This window comes from Comamonas sp. FG99, assembly GCF_057808605.1.
Genome location: NZ_JBMDII010000021.1, coordinates 1 through 19949, shown reverse-complemented (window position 1 = coordinate 19949; position 19949 = coordinate 1). Strand labels below are relative to the sequence as shown.

Genomic DNA, 19949 nt, shown 5'->3' with positions numbered 1-19949 from the left:
ACACAGCAGAGACAACAATACCGTTACCATTCAATTGAATATTGCCTACGGAACAACAATTGCGCGCCATGCCCCCAGACCATCCGCCCCTGACCGAAATGCTGGTCTTCGCCCGCGTGGTGGAGCAGCAAAGCTTTGCCGGCGCCGCGCGCGAGCTGCGGCTCACCACCTCGGCGGTGAGCCGCAGCGTGGCGCGGCTGGAGGCACACCTGGCGCTCAAGCTGCTGCATCGCACCACGCGCTCGCTGTCGCTGACCGAGGCCGGCGCCGAGATCTACCAGGGCTGCGCCCAGCTGCTGGCCAGCGCCGAGCAGGTGCAGTCGCTGGCCAGCCAGCACCGCCAGCAGCCGCGCGGGCTGCTCAAGATCAGCGCGCCGTCGATCTGGGGCGACCTGTGGCTGGCGCCCCGCCTGCCCGCCTTCTGCCAGCGCTGGCCCGAGCTGCGCGTGCAGGTGGAGCTGAGCGACCGCATCGTCGACCTCGTGGCCGAGGGCGTGGACCTGGGCCTGCGCATCAGCGCCGCCGGCCAGCTGGCGCCGGGGCTGGTGGCCCGGCCGCTGCACACCATCCGCTACATCCTGGCGGCGGCGCCCGGCTACCTGGCGCAACATGCGCCGATCGCCGAGCCTGCCCAGCTGCTGGAGCACCGCTTCTACAGCCTGGGCTACGGCCAGTTCCAGAACGAGCTGGAGCTGCAGCCCGCGCCGCAGCCGCCGGGCGCGCGCCAGCGCTCCACCCGGCTGCTGGTGCAGACGCCGCTCACCATCTCCAGCAGCCTGGGCCTGGTGCAGGCGCTGCTGGGCGGCGCCGGCATCGGGCTGGTGGCGGATTTCGCGGCGCAGCAGGCGCTGCAGGCCGGCACGCTCGCGCCGGTGCTGCCCGACTGGGCCCTGTGCGGCAAGTACGCGCCGCGCGTGGTGCATGCGGTGTACGCGCCCACGCGCCATGTGCCGCTCAAGGTGCGTGCGCTGATCGACCATCTGGCCATGGCCGGCGAGCCGCAGCCGCTATGATGCCGGAGCTTCCCTACACGCCCCATCCCATGCTGCTGCTCCTGCTGCATACCCTGATCGTCCTAGGCTTCGGCGCGCGCGTGCTGTTGCGCAACAACCTCTCGCCCGACGTGCGCATGGGCTGGCTGATGGTGATCGTGGTGCTGCCCTACCTGGGCGCGGTGCTGTACTGGCTGCTGGGCGAGGTGGACATCGGCCACCGCGTGCTGGGGCGGCGCAAGCGCTTCGAGGACTTCATCACCAGCCGCCTGCCGGGCGACGCCGCCGCCACACGGCTGCTGGGCAGCCCCGCCGACGTGGCCGCGCAGATCGCGCCCGCATGGCGGCCGGCGTTTCGCTACGCCACCTCGGTCAACGGCTTCCTGCCGGTGGCTGGCAACCAGGCCGAGCTGATGGACAACGGCGCCACGGCCCGCGCGCGCATGCTGGCCGACATGGATGCGGCCAGCCGCGAGATCAATGTGCTGTACTACATCTGGCTCGACGACGATACCGGCCAGGGGATCGCCCAGGCGCTGATCCGCGCGGCGCGCCGCGGCGTCACCTGCCGCGCGATGGTCGACGGCCTGGGCTCGCGCGCCTTCCTGCGCTCGGCGCACTGGCGCGCCATGCGCGAGGCCGGCGTGCGCCTGGCGGTAGCCCTGCCGATAGACCACCTGGTCAAGGTGCTGCTCACCAGCCGGCTCGATCTGCGCAACCACCGCAAGATCACGCTGATCGACGGCACCATCACCTACTGCGGCAGCCAGAACTGCGCCGACGAGGCCTTCCGCGTGAAGGCCAGGTACGCGCCGTGGGTGGACATCATGCTGCGGCTGCAGGGCCCGGTGGTCACGCAGATGCAGCTGCTGTTCGCCAGCGACTGGATGCAGTCCACCGGCGAGGAGTACGACCCGTTCCGGCCCGCGCCGGCCGCGCCGCCAGATGGCGGCAGCGGCGGCTTTCCCGCGCTGGTGGTGGGCGACGGCCCCACCGAGCGCCCACGCGCCACGCCGCACCTGGTGTCCACGCTGATCGCTGGCGCGCAGCATGAGCTGCTGATCTCCACGCCCTATTTCGTGCCCGACGCCACCGTGCTCGAAGCCCTGTGCGCCGCCGCCTGGCGCGGCGTGCGCGTGACGCTGATCGTGCCGCAGCGCAACGATTCGTGGATCGTCGGCGCGGCCAGCCGCAGCACCTACTACCAGCTGCTGCGCGCGGGCGTGGCCATCCAGGAATACCGCGGCGGCCTGCTGCATGCCAAGACCCTGTGCGTGGACGGCGAGGTGGCCATGATCGGCTCGACCAACCTCGACCTGCGCAGTTTCGACCTGAATTTCGAGAACAACGTGCTGCTGCAGGATCGCGCCACCACCGGCGCCATCCGCGCGCGGCAGCTCGCCTATGCCGCGCAATCCGCGCCGGTGACCCTGGCCGAGGTGCGCCAGTGGCCCTGGCCGCGCCGCATGTGGAACAACCTGATGGCCACGCTGGGGCCGGTGCTGTGAGCCGTGGCGCGCTTTTCCCCACAGCCCGGGCAAAAGCCTGTGGACATCCTGCTGCCGCACTGTCGATAACCAGGCCAAGTGCTTGATCTGCAAGGCATTGCCAAACCCTGCTCAAAAAACAGGCAGCCCCTTGCCCGCGCCACGGCTGGCCGCGCGGGCCCCGCCGCCTTGCCGGCGCATGCAAGGCTGCAGAAAAGCATAGCTGCCAGCGCCTGGAGGTACTTGATTTCAAATATATTTGTATCTGAAATCATTGCATAGCAAGCGCTAAATGCTACAAAAAAACTAGCCGCGCGGATGGTGCTGCGCATGCAGCACCTTGAGCCGCTCGCGCGCCACATGGGTGTAGATGGTGGTGGTCGAGATATCGGCGTGGCCGAGCAGCAGCTGCACCACGCGCAGGTCGGCGCCATGGTTGAGCAAATGCGTGGCAAAGGCATGGCGCAGCGTGTGCGGCGACAGCGGCGCGGTGATGCCCGCCAGCTGCGCGTACTTCTTCACGATCATCCAGAAGGCCACGCGCGTCATGCCGCTGCCGCGCTGGGTGACGAAGCAATCACCCGACACCCGCCCCGCCAGGATGGCCGGCCGCGCCTCGGCGAGATAGCGCTCCAGCCACTGCTGCGCCTCCTGGCCAAAGGGCACCAGCCGCTCCTTGCCGCCCTTGCCCAGCACGCGCAGCACCCCCTCGGCCAGGCTGATCTGCACGCTTTGCAGCTCCACCAGCTCGGACACGCGCAGGCCGCTGGCATACATCAGCTCCAGCATCGCGCGGTCGCGCAGGCCCAGCGGCTGCCCGGTGTCGGGCGCGTCGAGCAAGGCATCGACCATCGCATGCGTCATGGTCTTGGGCACGCGCATGGGTTGCCTGGCAGCCAGCAGGCGCAGGCTGGGATCGGCCTGCGTCCGGCCCTCGCGCAGCGCCCAGTGGAAGAAGCGGCGCAGCACCGTCAGCCGCCGGTTGGCCGTGGTGGCCTTGTGCTGCAACTGGCTGGCAAAGAAGGCCTGCAGGTGCTCCTCCGTGCTGCGCTCTACCGCCAAGCCAGGCGCATGGCCTGCCAGCCAGGTGGCATAGATGGCGAGATCGCGCCGGTAGGCGGCCAGGGTGTTGCGCGACAGGCCATCCTCCAGCCAGATCGCATCGATGAAGGCGTCAATCGTTGCTTGTACGGACATGCCGCGATCATGCCTCATATGGCTTCGCGTCGCGTTCTCACCTTGATTGCGAAGCCGTGCCTGACTTCCAGCGCGCATATTCATCCGGCATGCAGACCGCGCAGGGCCGGTAGCCAGCGGCAACGGCCGTGGCCTCGTCGGCAAAGAACACCCGCTGCTTCACATAGCCGCCGCGGGCCAGCGCTTGCAGCGCCGCGCGGCAATCGAGGCGGCCATACAGCTTGCCGCCACGATGGCCGCCGAGCGTGCCGGGCACCGGGCTGGCGCAGGGCTTGCCGTCGGGGCCGATCAGGGTGAAGCGCTTGCGCCGCATCGCCATGCCAGCGCAAAGCCCAGCTCCACGCCGATGCGCTCGCCGCTGTGCACGCGGCTGATGGCATGCCGCATCTGCACCCGGTAGCAGCCGTGGGCACCCCACACCGGCCGCGCGGCGGCGGCGATGACGGCCACGTCGCCCAGCGCCAGCGGCAGCACCAGCACGCGCGACTGCATGCGCGGGCGCTGCTCGGTCATCACGAATTCGCCGCCCGCGAAATCCACGCCCGGCTCGGACAGCAGCGCGACGACCTGCAGCGCCGCACCCTGGCGCAGCGCCAGACCGCTGCCGGCGTGCAGGCGGCTGGCATACGATGCCGGCGCGGGCGGATCGCTCCCGGCGCTGCCCAGGGCCTGGCTCCAGCGCCGGGCAATCGCCGCCAGGCGCGGCCGCCATGCGCTGCGCCAGGCCTGCAGCGGCTGCGGCAGGCAACTGCCCAAGGGCAATTGCCCAGGCTCCAGCCCGTCCACCGGTATGCGGCGGGCCAGCGCACGCGCCGCATCCGCGCCCAGCAGGCCGGGCAGCAGCGCATGGCCGTCGCTGTCGAGCTGTGCGGCAATGCGGTCCCAGTCGATGCGCTCCACGGCGGCGGCCACCATGTTCAGAACCCCGGCAGCGCAGCGGTCTGCGCCACGGCTGGCGCCGGCCTTGGGGGCGCGATGGCCCGCTCGTGCTCCAGCAGCCAGCGCTTGCGCTGCAGGCCCCAGGCATAGCCCTTGAGATCGCCGTTGCTGGCGATCACGCGGTGGCACGGCACGATGATGGCGATGGGATTGGCGCCGTTGGCCGCGCCGATATCGATGGCCGCGCGCGGATCATCGAAGCCCAGCGCCTTGGCGAGCTTGCCGTAGCTGGTGGTGGTGCCCGCGGGAATTGCGCGCAGCGCGGCCCAGACCTGGCGCTGCAGCGGCGATCCGGCCGTCTCGGTGCGCAACGCATCGATGGCATCCAGCGCGCCCGCGAAATAGCGGGCCAGCGCGCTGGCGATCTCCACGGGCGCGGGCATCTCGTCCAGTTCCACGCTGCCGTAGTGCGCGTGCAGGCCGCGCTGCAGGTGCGCGCGGTGGTCGGCGAAATCCAGCGCCCGCACCGCCTGCTGCGCATCGGTGACCAGCAGCATCCCTCCCAGGGGCGACTCCAGCGGGCTCAGAAACATGTGCATGATGAACTCCTTTGAACCGGCTCACCCCGCCTTGCGGAAAGTGAGATTGATGCGCTGGCTGCCCAGCAGCGGATGCGGCTCATCCTTGAGCGGCATCACACCGTGGTAGCGCAGGCGGTCGGGGCCGCCCCACACCACCACGTCGCCGTGCGACAGCGGCAGCTTCACCGCAGGGTCGGTGCGCGCATGGCCGCCGAACAGGAACCTGGCGCACATGCCCAGCGACACCGAGACGATGGGCGCGCCGTAGTCGCGCTCGTCCTTGTCCTGGTGCAGCGAGAGCCGCGCCCCGGGCTGGTAGCGGTTGACCAGGCAGGCATCGGGCGCGAAGCCCGCAAACCCGGCCGCCAGCGCCGCCTCTCGGGCCAACCGGGCAAAGGCCTCGGGCATGGCGGGCCAGGGCTGGCCGCTGCCGGGATCGGTGGCGCTGTAGCGGTAGCCGCGCCGGTCGCTGGTCCAGCCCAGCGCGCCGCAGTTCGTGAGCGCCACCGACATGCTGAAGCCGCCGGGCGTCACCATATGGCGCGGCGGCGCCGCCGCCACTATCCCGGCCAGCGCGGGCAACAGCGCATCCACCCAGGGCAAGGCAAAGCCGCGCAGCAGCATGGCGCCCGGCCCCAGGCGCTGGCTGGTGGCTTCGGTCTCGAACAAGGAGGGTGTTTGCATGCCGGCTCAGCCCGCGTCGTGGAAGATCAGGCCCACGGTGTGGCGCAGGCCGCTGCGCACCAGGCTCACGCCATGGCGCATGGCCGCCTTGCGCATGCCGCGCGCGCCCATGGCCGGCCGCTGGTGCACTGCGAACACCACCGCATCGCCCTGGCGCAGCGCCACCACATGGGCGTGCTGGCTCTTGCCCGCCAGCTCGGTCATCACGAACTCGCCGCCAGAAAAATCCCTGCCGGGCTCGGACAGCAGGATCGCCACCTGCAGCGGGAACACATGCTCGCCATACAGGTCCTGGTGCAGGCAGTTGTAGTCGCCCTCGCGGTACTGCAGCAGCAGCGGCGTTGGCCGAAGCTGGCCGGCCTCGTGGCATTGCGCGAGAAAGGCATCCAGCCCTTGCGGGTACCGCGCGGCCAGGCCCAGCTGCCGGCTCCAGCGGTTGGCGATCGGCACGAGGCGCGGATACAGCGCATGCCGCAGCCGCTCCAGCAGCGGCGGCAGCGGATAGGCGAAGTACTGGTACTCGCCGCGCCCGAAGCCATGGCGGGCCATCACCACGCGGGAGCGAAAGTGCTGCGGCTGCGCATAGAGCGCGGCGATCCCGGCGCACTGCGGCCCGGACAGCAGCCCTGGCAGCACCGCATGGCCACGGGCGTCGAGCGCGTGCTCGATACCCGCCCAGCCGGCCTGGGGCGCTGCGTTCTCGAATGCGGCAAGAGAGGGCTGGTGCATAGCGGTACAAGCCAGGACAAGTGCAATATTGCTGCCAGTGTAGAAAGCCACGGCCGGGTTGCCACCCTGATCCTTGCGCTTGAATCTTTCCCGCCGCGCCAAGAAAAGGCCGCGGCGGCTGCCGCGGAAAAAGAAAAGCCGCGGCAACCACCGCGGCTTCTCGCACCGGGAAGGCGCCGCGCGGCGCCTGTGCCTGCCGGTCAGATCTTGACCGAGTTCATGTACTGGTTGAACGGGAACTCGGAGAAGCGGTTCCAGAGGATCTGGTCGCGCTGGAAGGCGCGCATGTCCTGGTGGATCTTCTTGAACTCGGGCGACTTGGCCTCGTGCTCGGCGAACACCTCCATCGATGCCTTGAAGCCCGCGTCCATCACGGCCTTGGGGAACATCTTCAGCTGGGTCTTGTTCGCCACCAGGCGCTTGAGCGACTGCGGGTTGACGAACTGGTACTTGGAGGTCATGTCGGCCGCCGCCACGCGCGTGCCGGCGTCGAGGATGGCCTTGAACTCGGGCGACAGCGCGTTGTACTTCTTGACGTTGATGAAGAATTCCAGGTCGGCGCTGCCTTCCCACCAGCCGGGGTAGTAGTAGTACGGTGCGACCTTGTTGAAGCCGAGCTTTTCATCGTCGTACGGGCCGACGAATTCGGCAGCATCCAGCGTGCCCTTCTCCAGCGCCTGGTACACGTCGCCAGCAGGCATGTTCTGCGCCACCACGCCCAGCTTGGCCATGGCCTCGCCGAACACGCCGCCGCCCAGGCGCATCTTCAGGCCCTTCAGGTCGGCGACGGCCTTGATCTCCTTGCGGTACCAGCCGCCCATCTGGGTGGTGGTGTTGCCCGCGCTGGCCGTCTTGAAGTTGTACTTGGCGAAGAAGGCATCGAGCAGCTTGCGGCCGTTGCCATGGTCCTTCCAGGCGTTGATCTGCAGCGTGGTCAGGCCGAAGGGCACGGCACAGCTGAACGCGAAGATCGGGTCCTTGCCGGTGAAGTAGTAGGCGGCGGTCTCGGCGATGTCGATGGTGTCGTTCTGCAAGGCATCCACCACGCCGAAGGCGGGCATCAGCTCGCCGGCCGGGTGCACCGAGATTTCGAACTTGCCGCCGGACATCTCCTTCACCACCTGGGACAGTTTTTCGGCCGAGCCAAAGATCGTGTCCAGCGACTTCGGAAAGCTGGAAGCCAGGCGCCAGCGCACCGTGGCCTGGGCATGCACGGCAGGCGCGACGCCAGCGGCCAACACGCCAGCGATACCGGCATTTTTGATCAGGGAACGACGGTCCATGAATCCACACTCCTAAAAAATAAACACAGTTCGTTGTGACGCAAAACTTTACATCACAACGAAGCTGGGAAATTGTAGAAATGGTTGCGCAGATGACAGAAGGGGGTTAACCCTTTCGCAATCCTACGCAAGGCCAGCCCCTCAGGCGGCCGCCGACTGCCTGCCGGCCGCCTCGAAGCGCCGGCGGATGGCGGCCTCGATGCCCGCCGCATCCAGCCCCTGCAGCGCCAGCAGCTTGGCCGGGTCGCCATGCTCGATGAACACGTCGGCAAAGCCCAGCTGCAGCACCGGCAAGGCCAGGCCCATGGCCTGCAGCGCCTCCATCGCGGCGCTGCCCGCGCCGCCCATGATGGCGCCGTCCTCGACGGTGACCAGCGCATCGTGCGACTGCGCGATCTGCCGCAGCAGCTCGGTATCGAGCGGCTTGGCCCAGCGCATGTTGGCCACGCTGGCATCCAGCCGCTCGGCGGCCTGCAGCGCCGGGTACAGCAGGGTGCCGAAGGCCAGGATCGCGATGCGCGGCAGGCCGGCGCCTTGGCCCTTGGCCTGGCGGCGGATCTCGCCCTTGCCCAGCGGCAGGCCCGCCAGGCCGGCCTCGGGCGCGATGCCCACGCCCGCGCCGCGCGGGTAGCGCACGGTCACCGGGTGGTCCTGCTCGTAGGCGCTGCTCAGCAGCTGCCGGCATTCGCGCTCGTCGGCCGGGCAGGCCACGCTCATGTTGGGAATGCAGCGCACGAAGGGGATGTCGTAGTTGCCGGCATGCGTGGCGCCGTCGGCGCCCACCAGGCCCGCGCGGTCGAGCGCGAACACCACCGGCAGGTTCTGCAGCGCCACGTCGTGGATCAGCTGGTCGTAGGCGCGCTGCAGGAAGGTGGAGTAGATCGCGACGACCGGCTTGAGCCCCTCGCAGGCCAGGCCCGCGGCAAAGGTGACCGCATGCTGCTCGGCAATGCCGACGTCGAAATAGCGCGCGGGAAAGCGCTTCTCGAATTCCACCAGGCCCGAGCCCTCGCGCATCGCGGGCGTGATGCCGATCAGCCGCTCGTCCTTGGCCGCCATGTCGCACAGCCACTGGCCGAAGACCTGGGTGAAGGTCTGCTTCGGCGGCGTGGCGGGCTTGACCAGGCCGATGTGCGGATCGAACTTGCCTGGGCCGTGGTAGGCCACCGGATCGGCCTCGGCCAGCTTGTAGCCCTGCCCTTTCTTGGTGACCACATGCAGGAACTGCGGGCCCTTGAGCTGGCGGATGTTCTCCAGCGTAGGGATCAGCGAATCGAGATCGTGGCCATCGATGGGGCCGATGTAGTTGAAGCCGAAGTTCTCGAACAGCGTGGCCGGCACCACCATGCCCTTGGCCTGCTGCTCCAGGCGCTTGGCCAGCTCCAGCAGCGGCGGCACCTGGCGCAGCACGCTCTTGCCCACGTCGCGCGCCTTGGAGTAGAACTGCCCGCTCATCAGCTGCGCCAGGTAGCGGTTGAGCGCGCCCACCGGCGGGCTGATGCTCATGTCGTTGTCGTTCAAGATGACGAGCAGGTTCGCCTGGGAGACGCCGGCGTTGTTCAGCGCCTCGAAGGCCATGCCGGCCGTCATCGCGCCGTCGCCGATGATGGCCACCGCCTGCCGCTCCTCGCCCTTGAGCCGCGAGGCCTCGGCCATGCCCAGCGCTGCGGAGATGCTGGTGCTGGAGTGCGCGGTGCCGAAGGCGTCGTACTCGCTCTCGCTGCGCAGCGGAAAGCCGGAGATGCCGCCCAGCTGGCGCAGCCCCGGCATGCGGTCGCGCCGGCCGGTGAGGATCTTGTGCGGGTAGGTCTGGTGGCCCACGTCCCACACGAAGCGGTCGCGCGGCGTGTGGTAGACCGCGTGCAAGGCGATGGTCAGCTCCACCGTGCCGAGGTTGGAACTCAGGTGGCCGCCGGTCTTGGAGACGCTCTCCAGCACGAACTCCCGCAACTCCTTGGCCAGGCTCTTGAGCTCGGCACGCGAGAGTTTGCGCAGATCGGCCGGATCGTCGATCTGGCTGAGCAGGGGATAGTGGTTCGTGGGCATAGCGCTCTATTCTGAAATCAATCGGGTATCACGGGGTATTCAAGGTCTGCGCCCACGCTCAGTGGCTGCGCCGCACCACCATGTCCGCCAGCGCGGACAGGTGCTGCACCGATGGCAGGCCGCTTTCGGCCAGCGCCGCCTGCGCCTCGGCCAGCAGTTCGCCGGCGTAGGCGCGCGCGGCGTCCAGCCCCATCAGCGACACGTAGGTGGGCTTGTCGCTCGCCGCATCCTTGCCCGCGGTCTTGCCCAGCGTGGCGGAATCGGCCACCACGTCGAGCACGTCGTCGATCACCTGGAAGGCCAGCCCAAGGCTGGCGCCATAGCGGCGCAGCGCCTCGAAGGCCGCGCCCTGGATGCCGGCGCAGGCCGCGCCCATCTCGACGCTGGCCTGCAGCAGCGCGCCCGTCTTGAGCCGGTGCATCTGCTGCAGCTGCGTCCGGCTCAGCTGCTTGCCGACGCTGGCCAGGTCGATCGCCTGGCCGCCCGCCATGCCGTTGTAGCCCGCGGCCAGCGCCAGCTGGCGGCACAGCCGGGCCTGCAGCGCGGCCGGGATCTGCAGGTGCTCGGGCGTGAGCAGCTCGAACGCCAGCGCCTGCAGCGCATCGCCCGCCAGCAGCGCCCGCGCCTCGCCGAACTGCACATGCACCGTCGGCTTGCCGCGGCGCAGCACATCGTTGTCCATGCAGGGCATGTCGTCGTGCACCAGCGAGTAGGCATGGATCAGCTCCACCGCGCAGGCCGCGCGCAGGCTGGCCTCGCTGCCGGGCGCATCCGGCCCGCCGCCCGACTGCGCCGCAGCCAGCACCAGCAGCGGCCGCAGGCGCTTGCCGCCGTCGAGCACCGCGTAGCGCATCGGGTCGCCCAGCCCGGCGGGCGCATCCGCGGCAATCCATTCGGCGAGCGCGCGCTCCACGCGCGCGAGTTCCTCGCGGCACCAGGTATCGAAGCCGGCTTGCGCGGCGATAGCATCCATCACGGTCATTCTTCAGTGGTCCAGGCCTTGAGCTGGCCATCTTCCAGCAGCTTGATCTGGTCTTGCACGGCCTCCAGCTTGCCACGGCAATAGGCCAGCAGGGCCGCGCCGCGCTGGTAGCTGCTCAGCATCTGCTCCAGCGGCAGCTGGCCGGACTCGATCTGCGCGACCAGGCCCTCCAGCTCCTGCAGGGCTGCTTCGTAGCTGCCGGGTTCGTCGGGGGTTTGCTTGCTCGCGGCCTTGGGCATGGGCTGTGTTCTGTCGCCAGGGTAAAAAGGGGGATTTTAGGCCGTGTGCCACAGATGCCGGCGCTGGCTTGCCTCCATGGCTGCAATTCACGCAAAATTCGCATGGGAATAACCCCACTGCCTATAATCCCATTCCTCGCTGAACCGGCCGCATGTCGCCGGTTTCATTTTTTCTATTCCGTGCGCACGCGCACCCTCCCTGTGGGGAGTCTTTAGGTCAGGTCACCCATGTCTGATTTAAGTCTTCAACTGCAGCAGGCCGCAAGCCAACTTCCAGTTTCAAGCTACTTCGATCCGCAGCTCTTCGAGCGCGAGATGGAAACCATCTTCAAGGCCGGCCCCCGCTACGTGGGGCACCAGCTTGCGATTCCCGAGCCGGGCGAGTATTTCGCGCTGCCGCAGGAGCGCGAAGGCCGTGCCCTGGTGCGCAACGCCCAGGGCCAGGCAGAGCTGGTCTCCAACGTGTGCCGCCACCGCCAGGCGGTGATGCTCAAGGGCCGCGGCTCGCTGAACCACCAGCAAAAGGGCAGCGCCGGCGGCAATATCGTCTGCCCGCTGCACCGCTGGACCTACAGCCCCAGCGGCGAGCTGCTGGGCGCGCCGCACTTCGCCCACGACCCCTGCCTGAACCTGAACAACTACCCGCTGCGCGAGTGGAACGGCCTGCTGTTCGAGGACAACGGCCGCGACATCGCCGCCGACCTCGCCGGCATGGGCCCGCGCGCGGCGCTGAGCTTTGACGGCTTCGTGCTCAACCATGTCGAGCTGCACGAGTGCAACTACAACTGGAAGACCTTCATCGAGGTCTATCTGGAGGACTACCACGTCGGCCCCTTCCACCCCGGCCTGGGCAACTTCGTCACCTGCGACGATCTGACCTGGGAGTTCGGCAAGGAATACTCGGTGCAGACCGTGGGCGTGGCCCCGACCTTCGGCCGCCCCGGCTCCGATATCTACAGGAAGTGGCACGAGGTGCTGCTGAACTACCGCGGCGGCGCCATGCCCGAGCGCGGTGCGATCTGGCTCACCTACTACCCGCACATCATGGTCGAGTGGTACCCGCATGTGCTCACCGTCTCCACGCTGCACCCGATCAGCCCCGAAAAGACGCTGAACATGGTGGAGTTCTACTACCCCGAGGAAATCAGCGCCTTCGAGCCCGAGTTCGTCGAGGCCCAGCGCGCCGCCTACATGGAGACCTGCATCGAGGACGACGAGATCGCCGAGCGCATGGACGCCGGCCGGCGCGCGCTGTACGAGCGCGGCGACAACGAGGTCGGCCCCTACCAGAGCCCCATGGAAGACGGCATGCAGCATTTCCACGAGTGGTACCGCAGTAACATGGGCGACGCAGTTGCGCTGCGCTGACATCCGAAAACTATAAAATCAATAGCTGCTAGCGCTTCATTCATCAGCGCTAGCAGCTTTTTCATTCCAAAGTCAGATCCATGCAAGCCCTCTGGATGGTCGTTGCCGCCTTCATGTTCGCCACCATGGGGGTCTGCATCAAGTATGCATCCGCCTACTTCCATACCGGCGAAGTGATCTTCTACCGCGGGCTGGTCAGCATGGTGCTGCTGTGGCTGCTGGCGCGCAAGCAACAGATACGGCTGCGCACCCGCTACCCGATGATGCATGTCTGGCGCAGCTTTGTCGGCACCTGCTCCATGGGCATGTGGTTCTACACCGTGAGCAAGCTGCCCCTGGCCACCGGCATGACGCTGAACTACATGAGCAGCCTGTGGGTGGGCCTGTTCGTGGTGGGCAGCGTGCTGCTGCAATGGCGCCCGCGCCCCGAGCAGCCGCTGCCCGACCTGCAGATCCCGATGGTGCTGACCCTGCTGGCCGGCTTCGCCGGCGTGGTGCTGCTGCTGCGCCCCAGCCTCGACCACGAGCAAATGTTCGCCGGCCTGCTCGGGCTGCTCTCGGGCATGCTGTCCGCACTGGCCTACATGCAGGTGGTGGCGCTCTCGCGCCTGGGCGAGCCCGAGGAGCGGGTGGTGTTCTACTTCTCGGTGGGCTCGGTGATCGCCGGGGCCATCCTCATGGGCTTCCTCGGCGCTTCGCCCTTTCCCGGCTGGCCGACGCTGTGGCTCATTCCCGTGGGCCTCTTTGCCACCGGCGGCCAGCTGTGCATGACCAAGGCCTACGCCAGCGCCACCACCCGCCGCGCAACGCTCACCGTCGCCACGCTGCAGTACTCGGGCATCGTCTTTGCCAGCATCTACAGCATCGCGATCTTCGGCGACCAGATCCCGCTCATCGGCTGGCTGGGCATGGCCTTGATCGTGGGCAGCGGCATCGTGGCCACCACCTTGCGCAGATAGGGCTTCGCCGGCGTGCAAAATAAGGTGGCCAGGACAGGAGATCAGCCAACATGCCTTACACCCACCTCGTTTCCGTTGCCCAGCTGCAGCAGCTGCAGGCAAGCGCCCCCCAGTCGCTGATGGTTTTCGACTGCAGCTTCGACCTCGCCCATCCGGCCGCCGGCCGCGAGCAGTACCTTGAGGCCCATATCCCCGGCGCGATCCATGCCGACCTCGACAAGGACCTGAGCGTCCACGCCATTGGCACCGAGGCGCCGCCCACCGCCTCGGGCGGCCGCCACCCGCTGCCCAGCCGCGAGCGCTTTGCGATCTGGCTGTCGCAAACCGGCTTGCGCAACGACATGCAAGCCGTCGTCTACGACCGCAACGGCGTCAACTACGCCGGTCGCCTGTGGTGGATGCTCAAATGGCTGGGCCACGATGCGGTTGCGGTGCTCGACGGCGGCTGGCAGGCCTGGCAGGCCGCGGGCGGCCCGGCAGAGGCCGGCGCGCCCGCCGCCCATTTCCAGTCGAACTTCGAACTCGGGCCGCCGCTGCGCGAGCTGCGCAGCGCCGCCCAGGTGCAGGCGGCGCTGGGCCAGCCCGGCCAGACGGTGGTCGACGCCCGCGCGCCGGCGCGCTATCGCGGCGAGGTGGAGCCGCTGGACCCGGTCGCCGGCCACATTCCCGGCGCCTTGAATCGCCCGTTCACCGCCAACATCGCGGCCAGCGGCCGCTTCAAGCCGGCAGCCGAGCTGCGCGCCGAATTCGAGCAGCTGCTGGCGGGGCATGACACCTCCGGCGTGGTCCACCAGTGCGGCAGCGGCGTCAGTGCGCTGCCCAACCTCATCGCCATGGAAATCGCCGGCTATGCACCCAGTGCGCTGTTTGCCGGCAGCTGGAGCGAATGGTGCAGCGACCCCGGCCGGCCGGTGGAGAAGGGCTGAGCGGCCCCGGCCGGGCTAGCTGGAGCCGGCACCCGACCAGTGCATGCCCACGGTCGGATTCGGCGGCAGCCGCCTGACCGTGCGCAACGGATTGATGAACAGCGCCATTACCGCGCCAAACCCCAGCAGGCCGGCAGATATCATGAAGGGCAGCGAATAGCTGCCGGTGGTCTGGATCAGGTAGCCGAAGACCACCGGAGAGACCATGCCGGCAACGCCAAAGCCGGTGTTCATCATGCCCGATGCGGTGCCGGCATAGTCGCCGGCGATGTCGATCGGCAAGCTCCACAGCACCGCATTGGTCAGCTCCAGGCAGAAGAACGAGGCCGACAGCAGCAGCACGGCCGCCATGGCGCTGTCCACCGAGATCATCGGCACCATGAACACCAGCGCCCCCACCAGGCCGAACACCAGTACCGAGATGCGTGCCAGGCGCAGGTTGCCGGTGCGGGTGAACAGCCGGTCGGAGACGATGCCGCCCAGCGTATCACCGACCACGCCGGCGAGCAGCGGCAGCGCGGTGTACAGCGCCATCTCCTTGAGGTTGAAGCCGCGAGCATCCTTCAGGTACGAAGGCAGCCAGGTGAGGAACACCCACAGCGTCCAGCCATAGCAGAAATCCACCAGGGTGACCTTCCACATGCCGCCGATCAGGCGCCGCCATGGCGTCGGACCCTTGTCGGCCTTGGGCTTGTCGCTGCGGCCCACGTTGATCTCGGCCAGTTCCTCGGCTGTGATGCGCGGGTGCTGCTGCGGCGTATCGCGGAAGCTGAACCAGTACAGCACGGTCCAGCCCAGGCTCACCACGCCCAGCACCACAAAGGATTCGCGCCAGCCCGCAATCGCGATGATGGCTACAACCAGCGGCGGCGTGACCGCGCCGCCCAGGCGCGAGAACGAGTGCGTGATGCCCTGCGCAAAACCGCGCTGCGCCACTGGAATCCAGTAGGTGAACGCCCGCGTGGCGGTGGGAAACGCGCCGCCCTCGCCCAGGCCAAGCGCCAGACGCAGCACCAGCAGGGCCGCCAGCGAACCGACAAAGCCGGTCAGCAAGGTGGCCGCGCCCCAGATCAGCGACAGCACCGCCAGCACCTTGTGCGGCCCGAAACGGTCGGCCAGCCAGCCGCCCATGATCTGCATCGCCGCATACGGATAGGCGAAGGCCGAGAACACCAGGCCCAGCTGCAGATTGCTCAGGCCCATTTCCTCCTTGATCATCGGGGCGGCAACCGACATGTTCACCCGATCGATATAGGCGATGAAGTACATCAGGCACATCACGCCCAGAATCATGTGATGGGTCTTGACCCTGCGTTGCATCTTTGTCTCCTTGGACCCGTGCCTCGGCGCATGCGCCGGGGGGTCTTGTTTCATTGCATGGGCGGCAGCGCCTTGGAATGCGCGCCGCGCGCGGACGAAAGCAGCAGCTCCTCCTTTCTGCAGATGGCCGGGGGCACGGCGCAGCGCCGGCCCGCGCCTGCGGCGCGGCCCTTTCAGACAGCCTGCTGCAGCAGCTTCAGGCGCTGCAGCTTGCCGGACGGCCCGCGCGGCAGCTCGGCCATCGGCACGAAGCGGCTCGGGCACTTGTAGCTGCCCAGCTCGGCAAGGCAGTGGCGGCGCAACTCGGCCGCATCGAATGCCACGCCTTGCCGCATCACCAGGTAGACGGCGATGTCCTGGCCGTACTCGGCATGGGGCACCCCCACCGCCGCGGCCTCCAGCACGCCCGGGTGCCGCAGCACGGCCTCGTCGATCTCACGCGGCGCGATGTTCTCGCCGCCCTTGATGATCAGCTCCTTCGAGCGCCCGGTAACGTAGAAGAAGCCGTCCGCATCCTGGTAGCCGATGTCTCCGGTGCGCAGCCAGCCGTCCGGAGTGAAGGCCTCGCGCGTGCGCTCCGGGTCCTTGTAGTAGCCTTGCATCACGTTCGGCCCCTGCAGCACGATCTCGCCGCGCTCGCCGGTGGGAGCGGGACGGCCGTCCGGGCCGATCACCGCCGCCCGGGTTCCGGCGGGCCGCCCCACGCTGCCGACGCGGCGCTGCTTCGCATCCAGCGGATTGCTGAACGCGGGTGCCGCGGTCTCGGTCAGCCCCATGGTCTCGATGATGCCCAGGCCGAAACGCGCCTCGAAGGCGCGATGGTGCTCGGGCGCCAGCGCGGCCGAGGCGGAGCGGCAAAACCGTATGCCTTGCAGGCCAAGGCCAGCGGCGCCCGCCGCGTCGTTGAGCAGGTAGGCGATGATGGTGGGCACCACATTGATCCAGGTGCAGCCAAACCTGCACACGTCCGCCCAGAAGGTGCTGGCCGAGAACCTGGGCACCATCACCAGCGAGCCGCCATGGAACAGCGGCGTCACCAGCGCCACCACCAGCGCATTGATGTGGTAGAGCGGCAGCGACACCATCACCCGGTCGCGCTCGGCCAGCTGGTGCACATCGCTGGTGCTGCCCGCGTTCGCGATCAGGTTCGCATGGCTGAGCAACACGCCCTTCGGGACCCCGGTGGTGCCCGAGGTGTACATGATCAGCGCCGGCTCGCCGGGCTGGATGCGATGGGCGAGCAGCTGCCCCGGGCTGGCACCGCCGGCCAGCACGGGAACCGGTGGCACCCGCATGGACTCCGGATCGCACAGCGCCACGCCCACCTCGCGCTCCACCTGCGCCAACGCCTGCTGCAGGGCCGGCAAATGCTCCTGGCAGGTGAAAACCAGCCGCGTATCCGAATGGCCCAGCACATAGGCCAGCTGCGACGGCTGGCTGAGCAGGTTGATCGGGTTGACGACCAGCCCGCCGGCCATGATGCCGAGCAGCAGCAGTGCGGGCAGCGGCCCATTGGGCATGTAGACCGAAACCTTGTCGCCCGGCTGCAGCCCGGCGGCATCCAGGCGATTGCGCAGGTGAGCCACCTGCTCGCGCAGGCGTGCGAACGACAGCTCCTGGCCGCTCTGCGCATTGATCATGAAGGGCGCCGCGCCACGCTCCCTGGCTCGGCAGTCGATCAGCTCGGCCATGCTGCGGATGTCCCGGTCCGCGCTCATGCTCCCCACCTTTGGAAGTAGTCGCCCAGGACGTCTTCGACAGCGGGCCGGCGCTCGGCGATCGTGCGCGCGATGCGCGTCACGTTCATGTAGAAACGGTAGTTCAGGTTGTCCGAGAAATTGTTGCCGCCCCAGGTGCCGCAGCCCATGGAAAGCGAAAACGGCAGGCCGTTGTCGAAGTTGCCCCCCGTGGCAAAGCAATGCGCCTGGTTGACGATGACCCGCGCCACCGGCAGGTGCTGCGCCAGGTGGAGCGCCTGCTCCTCATGCGCCGAATGCAGGCTCACCGAATGCCCCGCGCCCATGTAGCCATAGATGCTGCGCACCGTGGCGCAGGCCTGGCCGAAGTCCGCGGCGCGGTAGATGGCCAGCACCGGCGACAGCTTCTCGCCGGAGAATGGATGCGCCTCGCCGATGCCGCCCTCCTCCACCATCAGCACGGCAGGCGCCTCCTGCGCAATGCGGCCGCGCCAGTCCACGCCCGCCAGCTCGGCAATATGCCGCGCAGACTTGCCGGTGACCGCATCGCTCAGCTTGCCATGGCGCCACATGATGGCCTGCAGGCGCGCCTTCTCCGCGCTGTCCAGCAGCAGCGCGCCCTGCTCGCGCAAGGCCTGCAGCATCGCCTCCCAAACATCGTCCAGCAGCACCAGGCTGTTCTCCGACGAGCAGCTTGTCGCGTGGTCGAAGGCCTTGGACGCCACGATCAGGCTGGCGGCCTGCCTCACATCGGCCGAGCCATCCACGATGGATGCCACATTCCCCGCGCCCACACCAAACGCCGGGGTACCGCAGGTATAGGCCATGCGCACATTCGCCTGCGAGCCGGTGGCGATCACCAAGTCCGCCTGCTGCATGAGCTCGGCGCTCAATGCCTTGCTGATCGGCCCGGGCAGCACCTGCACCAGGTCCGCGGGCAAGCCGCATTTGCGCAGCTGTGCATGGATGAAGTCCAGCAGCATCCGGCTCACCGCCAGGCCCTTGGGCGAAGGGGCGACGATCACCGCATTGCCGCACTTGAGCGCATTGATGATGTTGTTCGCCGGCGTCGCGCCCGGATTGGTCGACGGAGTGACCGCCGCGACCACCCCCACGGGACGGGCAAACTCGGTGATGCCCGTGGACTTGCTGTCGGCGATCATGCCGTGCGTGCGCACGCCCTTGAGGTCGCGCAGCAGGCCCAGGGTCTTGCGGTGGTTCTTGGTGATCTTGTCGCCCACATTGCCCAGCCCCGTCTGCGCCACGGCCAGCTCCGCCAGGCGCCGGTTGCGGCCCGGCTCCATGATGGCCCAGCCCACCGCCGCGACCGCATCGTCCATGCCCTGCTGCCCAAGGCCGGCAAGGCTTGCCTGCGCCGTGCGCGCCCGCCGCACGAGGGCGGCAACCACCTGCTGCGCGCTGGGTGGCTGCGCTGTCGAAATCTCCCGGACTTCCATCGTTTGCTCCTTTGCTGAAATCAACCGAGCCAACAGACATGGCAGCCGCGAAGCTCTGGCCATCGCGTTGCCACCCTCGGGCTGGTCTGTTGCAAAGGCTAGGGGCTGGAGAAAAACAGGTGTCCCGTTTTTTGCGTTTTGCGCGATACCCCAGCGAACACCGATGCAAAAGTGCGGATTTCGGGACAAGATGGCCGCATGCCGCCATGCCAACCAGGTCAGCCCCCATGACATCCACCCAATCCAATGCCGCCGCCATTCGCGCATTTCGCATCATCGAACTGCTGGCACAGGCCCGCGAGCCGCTGGCGCTCAGCGACATCAGCACACGCATGGACCTGCCCAGGCAATCGGTGCACCGGCTGCTCAAGCAGCTGGAATCGGCGTGGCTGGTCAATCGCGACGGGCCCGGCCAGCACCGCTATGTCTGCTCCAGCCGGGTGCGGCAGATGGCCATCGACCTGCTGATGACCATAGGGCCGGCCGCCGAGCGGCGCGCCATCCTGCAGGAGCTGGCCGACAAGGTCCAGGCCAGTTGCAACCTGGCCATCTCCAGCGGCGATGCCGTGGTCTATCTGGACCGGGTGGAGGCCAACTGGAGCGCGAATACCAAGCTCACGCCTGGCACGCGCGTGCCCTTCCATTGCACCGCCAGCGGCAAGCTGCTCATGAGCCTGCTGCCCAAGCAACAGCGCGAAAGGCTTTTGCGCCGCCTGCCGCTGCGGCATTGGACCGAGCTCACCATCTCCGATGCCACGCAACTGCGCGCGGAGCTGGATGAGACACGCAGGAAGCGCCTGGGGGTGAATCGCGGCGAATACATCAGCGGCATCATCGCCATCGCGGTACCGGTCATGCTCACCCCGCACAAGGCCAGCGCTGCCGTCGCCATCCAGGCCAGCGCCCGGCAGGTCAGCATGGCCGAACTGCTGGCCTGGACGCCCCGGCTGCGGGATGTCGCCGGACGGCTTGCGCAGACCTTCGATGTTCCCGACGAGCGCATTCCGCGCCTTGATGCCTCGGCGGGCAAATGACTCCTGGCTCCAAAGACAAAACCCCCCGGCCGGAGAGGCGCGGGGGGTATTGCGGTTGTAGAAGCCTGACGATGACCTACTTTCACACG

19 protein-coding genes are annotated in these 19949 nt (G+C 68.1%); 6 read left to right on the top strand and 13 right to left on the bottom strand.

Going from position 1 to position 19949, the window contains the following annotated elements; all coding sequences use genetic code 11:
- The first annotated feature begins 68 nt into the window (after positions 1 to 68).
- Together ACODRX_RS15110 and cls are read left to right on the top strand one after the other, a co-directional pair.
- Positions 69 to 1013, top strand: a complete 945-nt coding sequence (locus ACODRX_RS15110; protein WP_488872343.1) for a LysR family transcriptional regulator — start codon at positions 69 to 71, stop codon at positions 1011 to 1013.
- Positions 1010 to 2500, top strand: a complete 1491-nt coding sequence (gene cls, locus ACODRX_RS15105; RefSeq protein ID WP_488872342.1) for a cardiolipin synthase — start codon at positions 1010 to 1012, stop codon at positions 2498 to 2500. Before ACODRX_RS15110 ends, cls begins: the two co-directional genes overlap by 4 nt.
- Positions 2501 to 2785: 285 nt before the next feature.
- On the opposite strand, the gene xerD is transcribed toward cls, so the two are convergent.
- The 10 genes from xerD to xseB all read right to left on the bottom strand — a co-directional run bounded on the left by xerD (position 2786) and on the right by xseB (position 11099).
- Positions 2786 to 3676 carry a site-specific tyrosine recombinase XerD gene (gene xerD, locus ACODRX_RS15100; protein ID WP_488872341.1) on the bottom strand — a complete coding sequence of 297 codons (891 nt, stop codon included), beginning with the start codon at positions 3674 to 3676 and terminating at the stop codon, positions 2786 to 2788.
- Positions 3677 to 3713: 37 nt separating this feature from the next.
- The gene (locus ACODRX_RS15095; RefSeq protein ID WP_488872340.1) at positions 3714 to 3989 is read right to left on the bottom strand and encodes an Ada metal-binding domain-containing protein; all 276 of its coding nucleotides are present in this window, start codon (positions 3987 to 3989) and stop codon (positions 3714 to 3716) included.
- Positions 3965 to 4591 carry a 2OG-Fe(II) oxygenase gene (locus ACODRX_RS15090; protein ID WP_488872339.1) on the bottom strand — a complete coding sequence of 209 codons (627 nt, stop codon included), beginning with the start codon at positions 4589 to 4591 and terminating at the stop codon, positions 3965 to 3967. The genes ACODRX_RS15095 and ACODRX_RS15090 overlap by 25 nt, the downstream gene beginning before the upstream one ends.
- Positions 4592 to 4593: 2 nt before the next feature.
- Complete coding sequence (locus ACODRX_RS15085) at positions 4594 to 5154, bottom strand: methylated-DNA--[protein]-cysteine S-methyltransferase (RefSeq protein ID WP_488872338.1); 561 nt, start codon at positions 5152 to 5154, stop codon at positions 4594 to 4596.
- Positions 5155 to 5175: 21 nt separating this feature from the next.
- Positions 5176 to 5820, bottom strand: a complete 645-nt coding sequence (alkB, locus tag ACODRX_RS15080; RefSeq protein WP_488872337.1) for a DNA oxidative demethylase AlkB — start codon at positions 5818 to 5820, stop codon at positions 5176 to 5178.
- Positions 5821 to 5826: 6 nt separating this feature from the next.
- Positions 5827 to 6549 (bottom strand): 2OG-Fe(II) oxygenase, encoded by a 723-nt coding sequence (locus tag ACODRX_RS15075; protein ID WP_488872336.1) that lies wholly within the window; start codon positions 6547 to 6549, stop codon positions 5827 to 5829.
- A 200-nt stretch (positions 6550 to 6749) separates the two neighbouring features.
- Entirely contained in the window at positions 6750 to 7832 is a 1083-nt protein-coding gene (locus ACODRX_RS15070) for a TRAP transporter substrate-binding protein (protein ID WP_488872335.1), read from the bottom strand.
- Positions 7833 to 7973: 141 nt separating this feature from the next.
- The gene (gene dxs / locus ACODRX_RS15065) at positions 7974 to 9878 is read right to left on the bottom strand and encodes a 1-deoxy-D-xylulose-5-phosphate synthase (RefSeq protein ID WP_488872334.1); all 1905 of its coding nucleotides are present in this window, start codon (positions 9876 to 9878) and stop codon (positions 7974 to 7976) included.
- Positions 9879 to 9936: 58 nt separating this feature from the next.
- Positions 9937 to 10860 carry a polyprenyl synthetase family protein gene (locus ACODRX_RS15060; RefSeq protein ID WP_488872333.1) on the bottom strand — a complete coding sequence of 308 codons (924 nt, stop codon included), beginning with the start codon at positions 10858 to 10860 and terminating at the stop codon, positions 9937 to 9939.
- Positions 10857 to 11099 carry an exodeoxyribonuclease VII small subunit gene (xseB, locus tag ACODRX_RS15055; protein ID WP_488872332.1) on the bottom strand — a complete coding sequence of 81 codons (243 nt, stop codon included), beginning with the start codon at positions 11097 to 11099 and terminating at the stop codon, positions 10857 to 10859. Before xseB ends, ACODRX_RS15060 begins: the two co-directional genes overlap by 4 nt.
- A gap of 228 nt (positions 11100 to 11327) precedes the next feature.
- Between xseB and ACODRX_RS15050 the strand changes: the two genes are divergently transcribed.
- From ACODRX_RS15050 to ACODRX_RS15040, 3 genes are all read left to right on the top strand, one after another.
- Positions 11328 to 12467 (top strand): aromatic ring-hydroxylating oxygenase subunit alpha, encoded by a 1140-nt coding sequence (locus ACODRX_RS15050; protein ID WP_488872331.1) that lies wholly within the window; start codon positions 11328 to 11330, stop codon positions 12465 to 12467.
- 80 nt (positions 12468 to 12547) lie between these two features.
- On the top strand, positions 12548 to 13426 hold the full coding sequence (locus tag ACODRX_RS15045; RefSeq protein ID WP_488872330.1) for a DMT family transporter: 879 nt from the start codon (positions 12548 to 12550) through the stop codon (positions 13424 to 13426).
- Between the two features lie 50 nt (positions 13427 to 13476).
- Positions 13477 to 14352, top strand: a complete 876-nt coding sequence (locus ACODRX_RS15040) for a sulfurtransferase (protein WP_488872329.1) — start codon at positions 13477 to 13479, stop codon at positions 14350 to 14352.
- 15 nt (positions 14353 to 14367) lie between these two features.
- Here the strand turns inward: ACODRX_RS15040 and ACODRX_RS15035 are convergent, their stop codons facing one another.
- From ACODRX_RS15035 to sauS, 3 genes are all read right to left on the bottom strand, one after another.
- Positions 14368 to 15672: an MFS transporter gene (locus ACODRX_RS15035; protein ID WP_488872328.1), complete on the bottom strand. Its 1305-nt coding sequence runs from the start codon at positions 15670 to 15672 to the stop codon at positions 14368 to 14370.
- Between the two features lie 173 nt (positions 15673 to 15845).
- Positions 15846 to 17390, bottom strand: coding sequence for an AMP-binding protein (locus tag ACODRX_RS15030; protein WP_488872327.1), 1545 nt, complete (start codon positions 17388 to 17390; stop codon positions 15846 to 15848).
- Positions 17387 to 18826 carry an acylating sulfoacetaldehyde dehydrogenase gene (sauS, locus tag ACODRX_RS15025; protein WP_488872326.1) on the bottom strand — a complete coding sequence of 480 codons (1440 nt, stop codon included), beginning with the start codon at positions 18824 to 18826 and terminating at the stop codon, positions 17387 to 17389. Before sauS ends, ACODRX_RS15030 begins: the two co-directional genes overlap by 4 nt.
- A 227-nt stretch (positions 18827 to 19053) precedes the next feature.
- Here sauS and ACODRX_RS15020 point away from each other — a divergent pair, with 227 nt between their 5' ends.
- The gene (locus tag ACODRX_RS15020; protein ID WP_488872325.1) at positions 19054 to 19860 is read left to right on the top strand and encodes an IclR family transcriptional regulator; all 807 of its coding nucleotides are present in this window, start codon (positions 19054 to 19056) and stop codon (positions 19858 to 19860) included.
- Positions 19861 to 19949 lie beyond the last annotated feature (89 nt).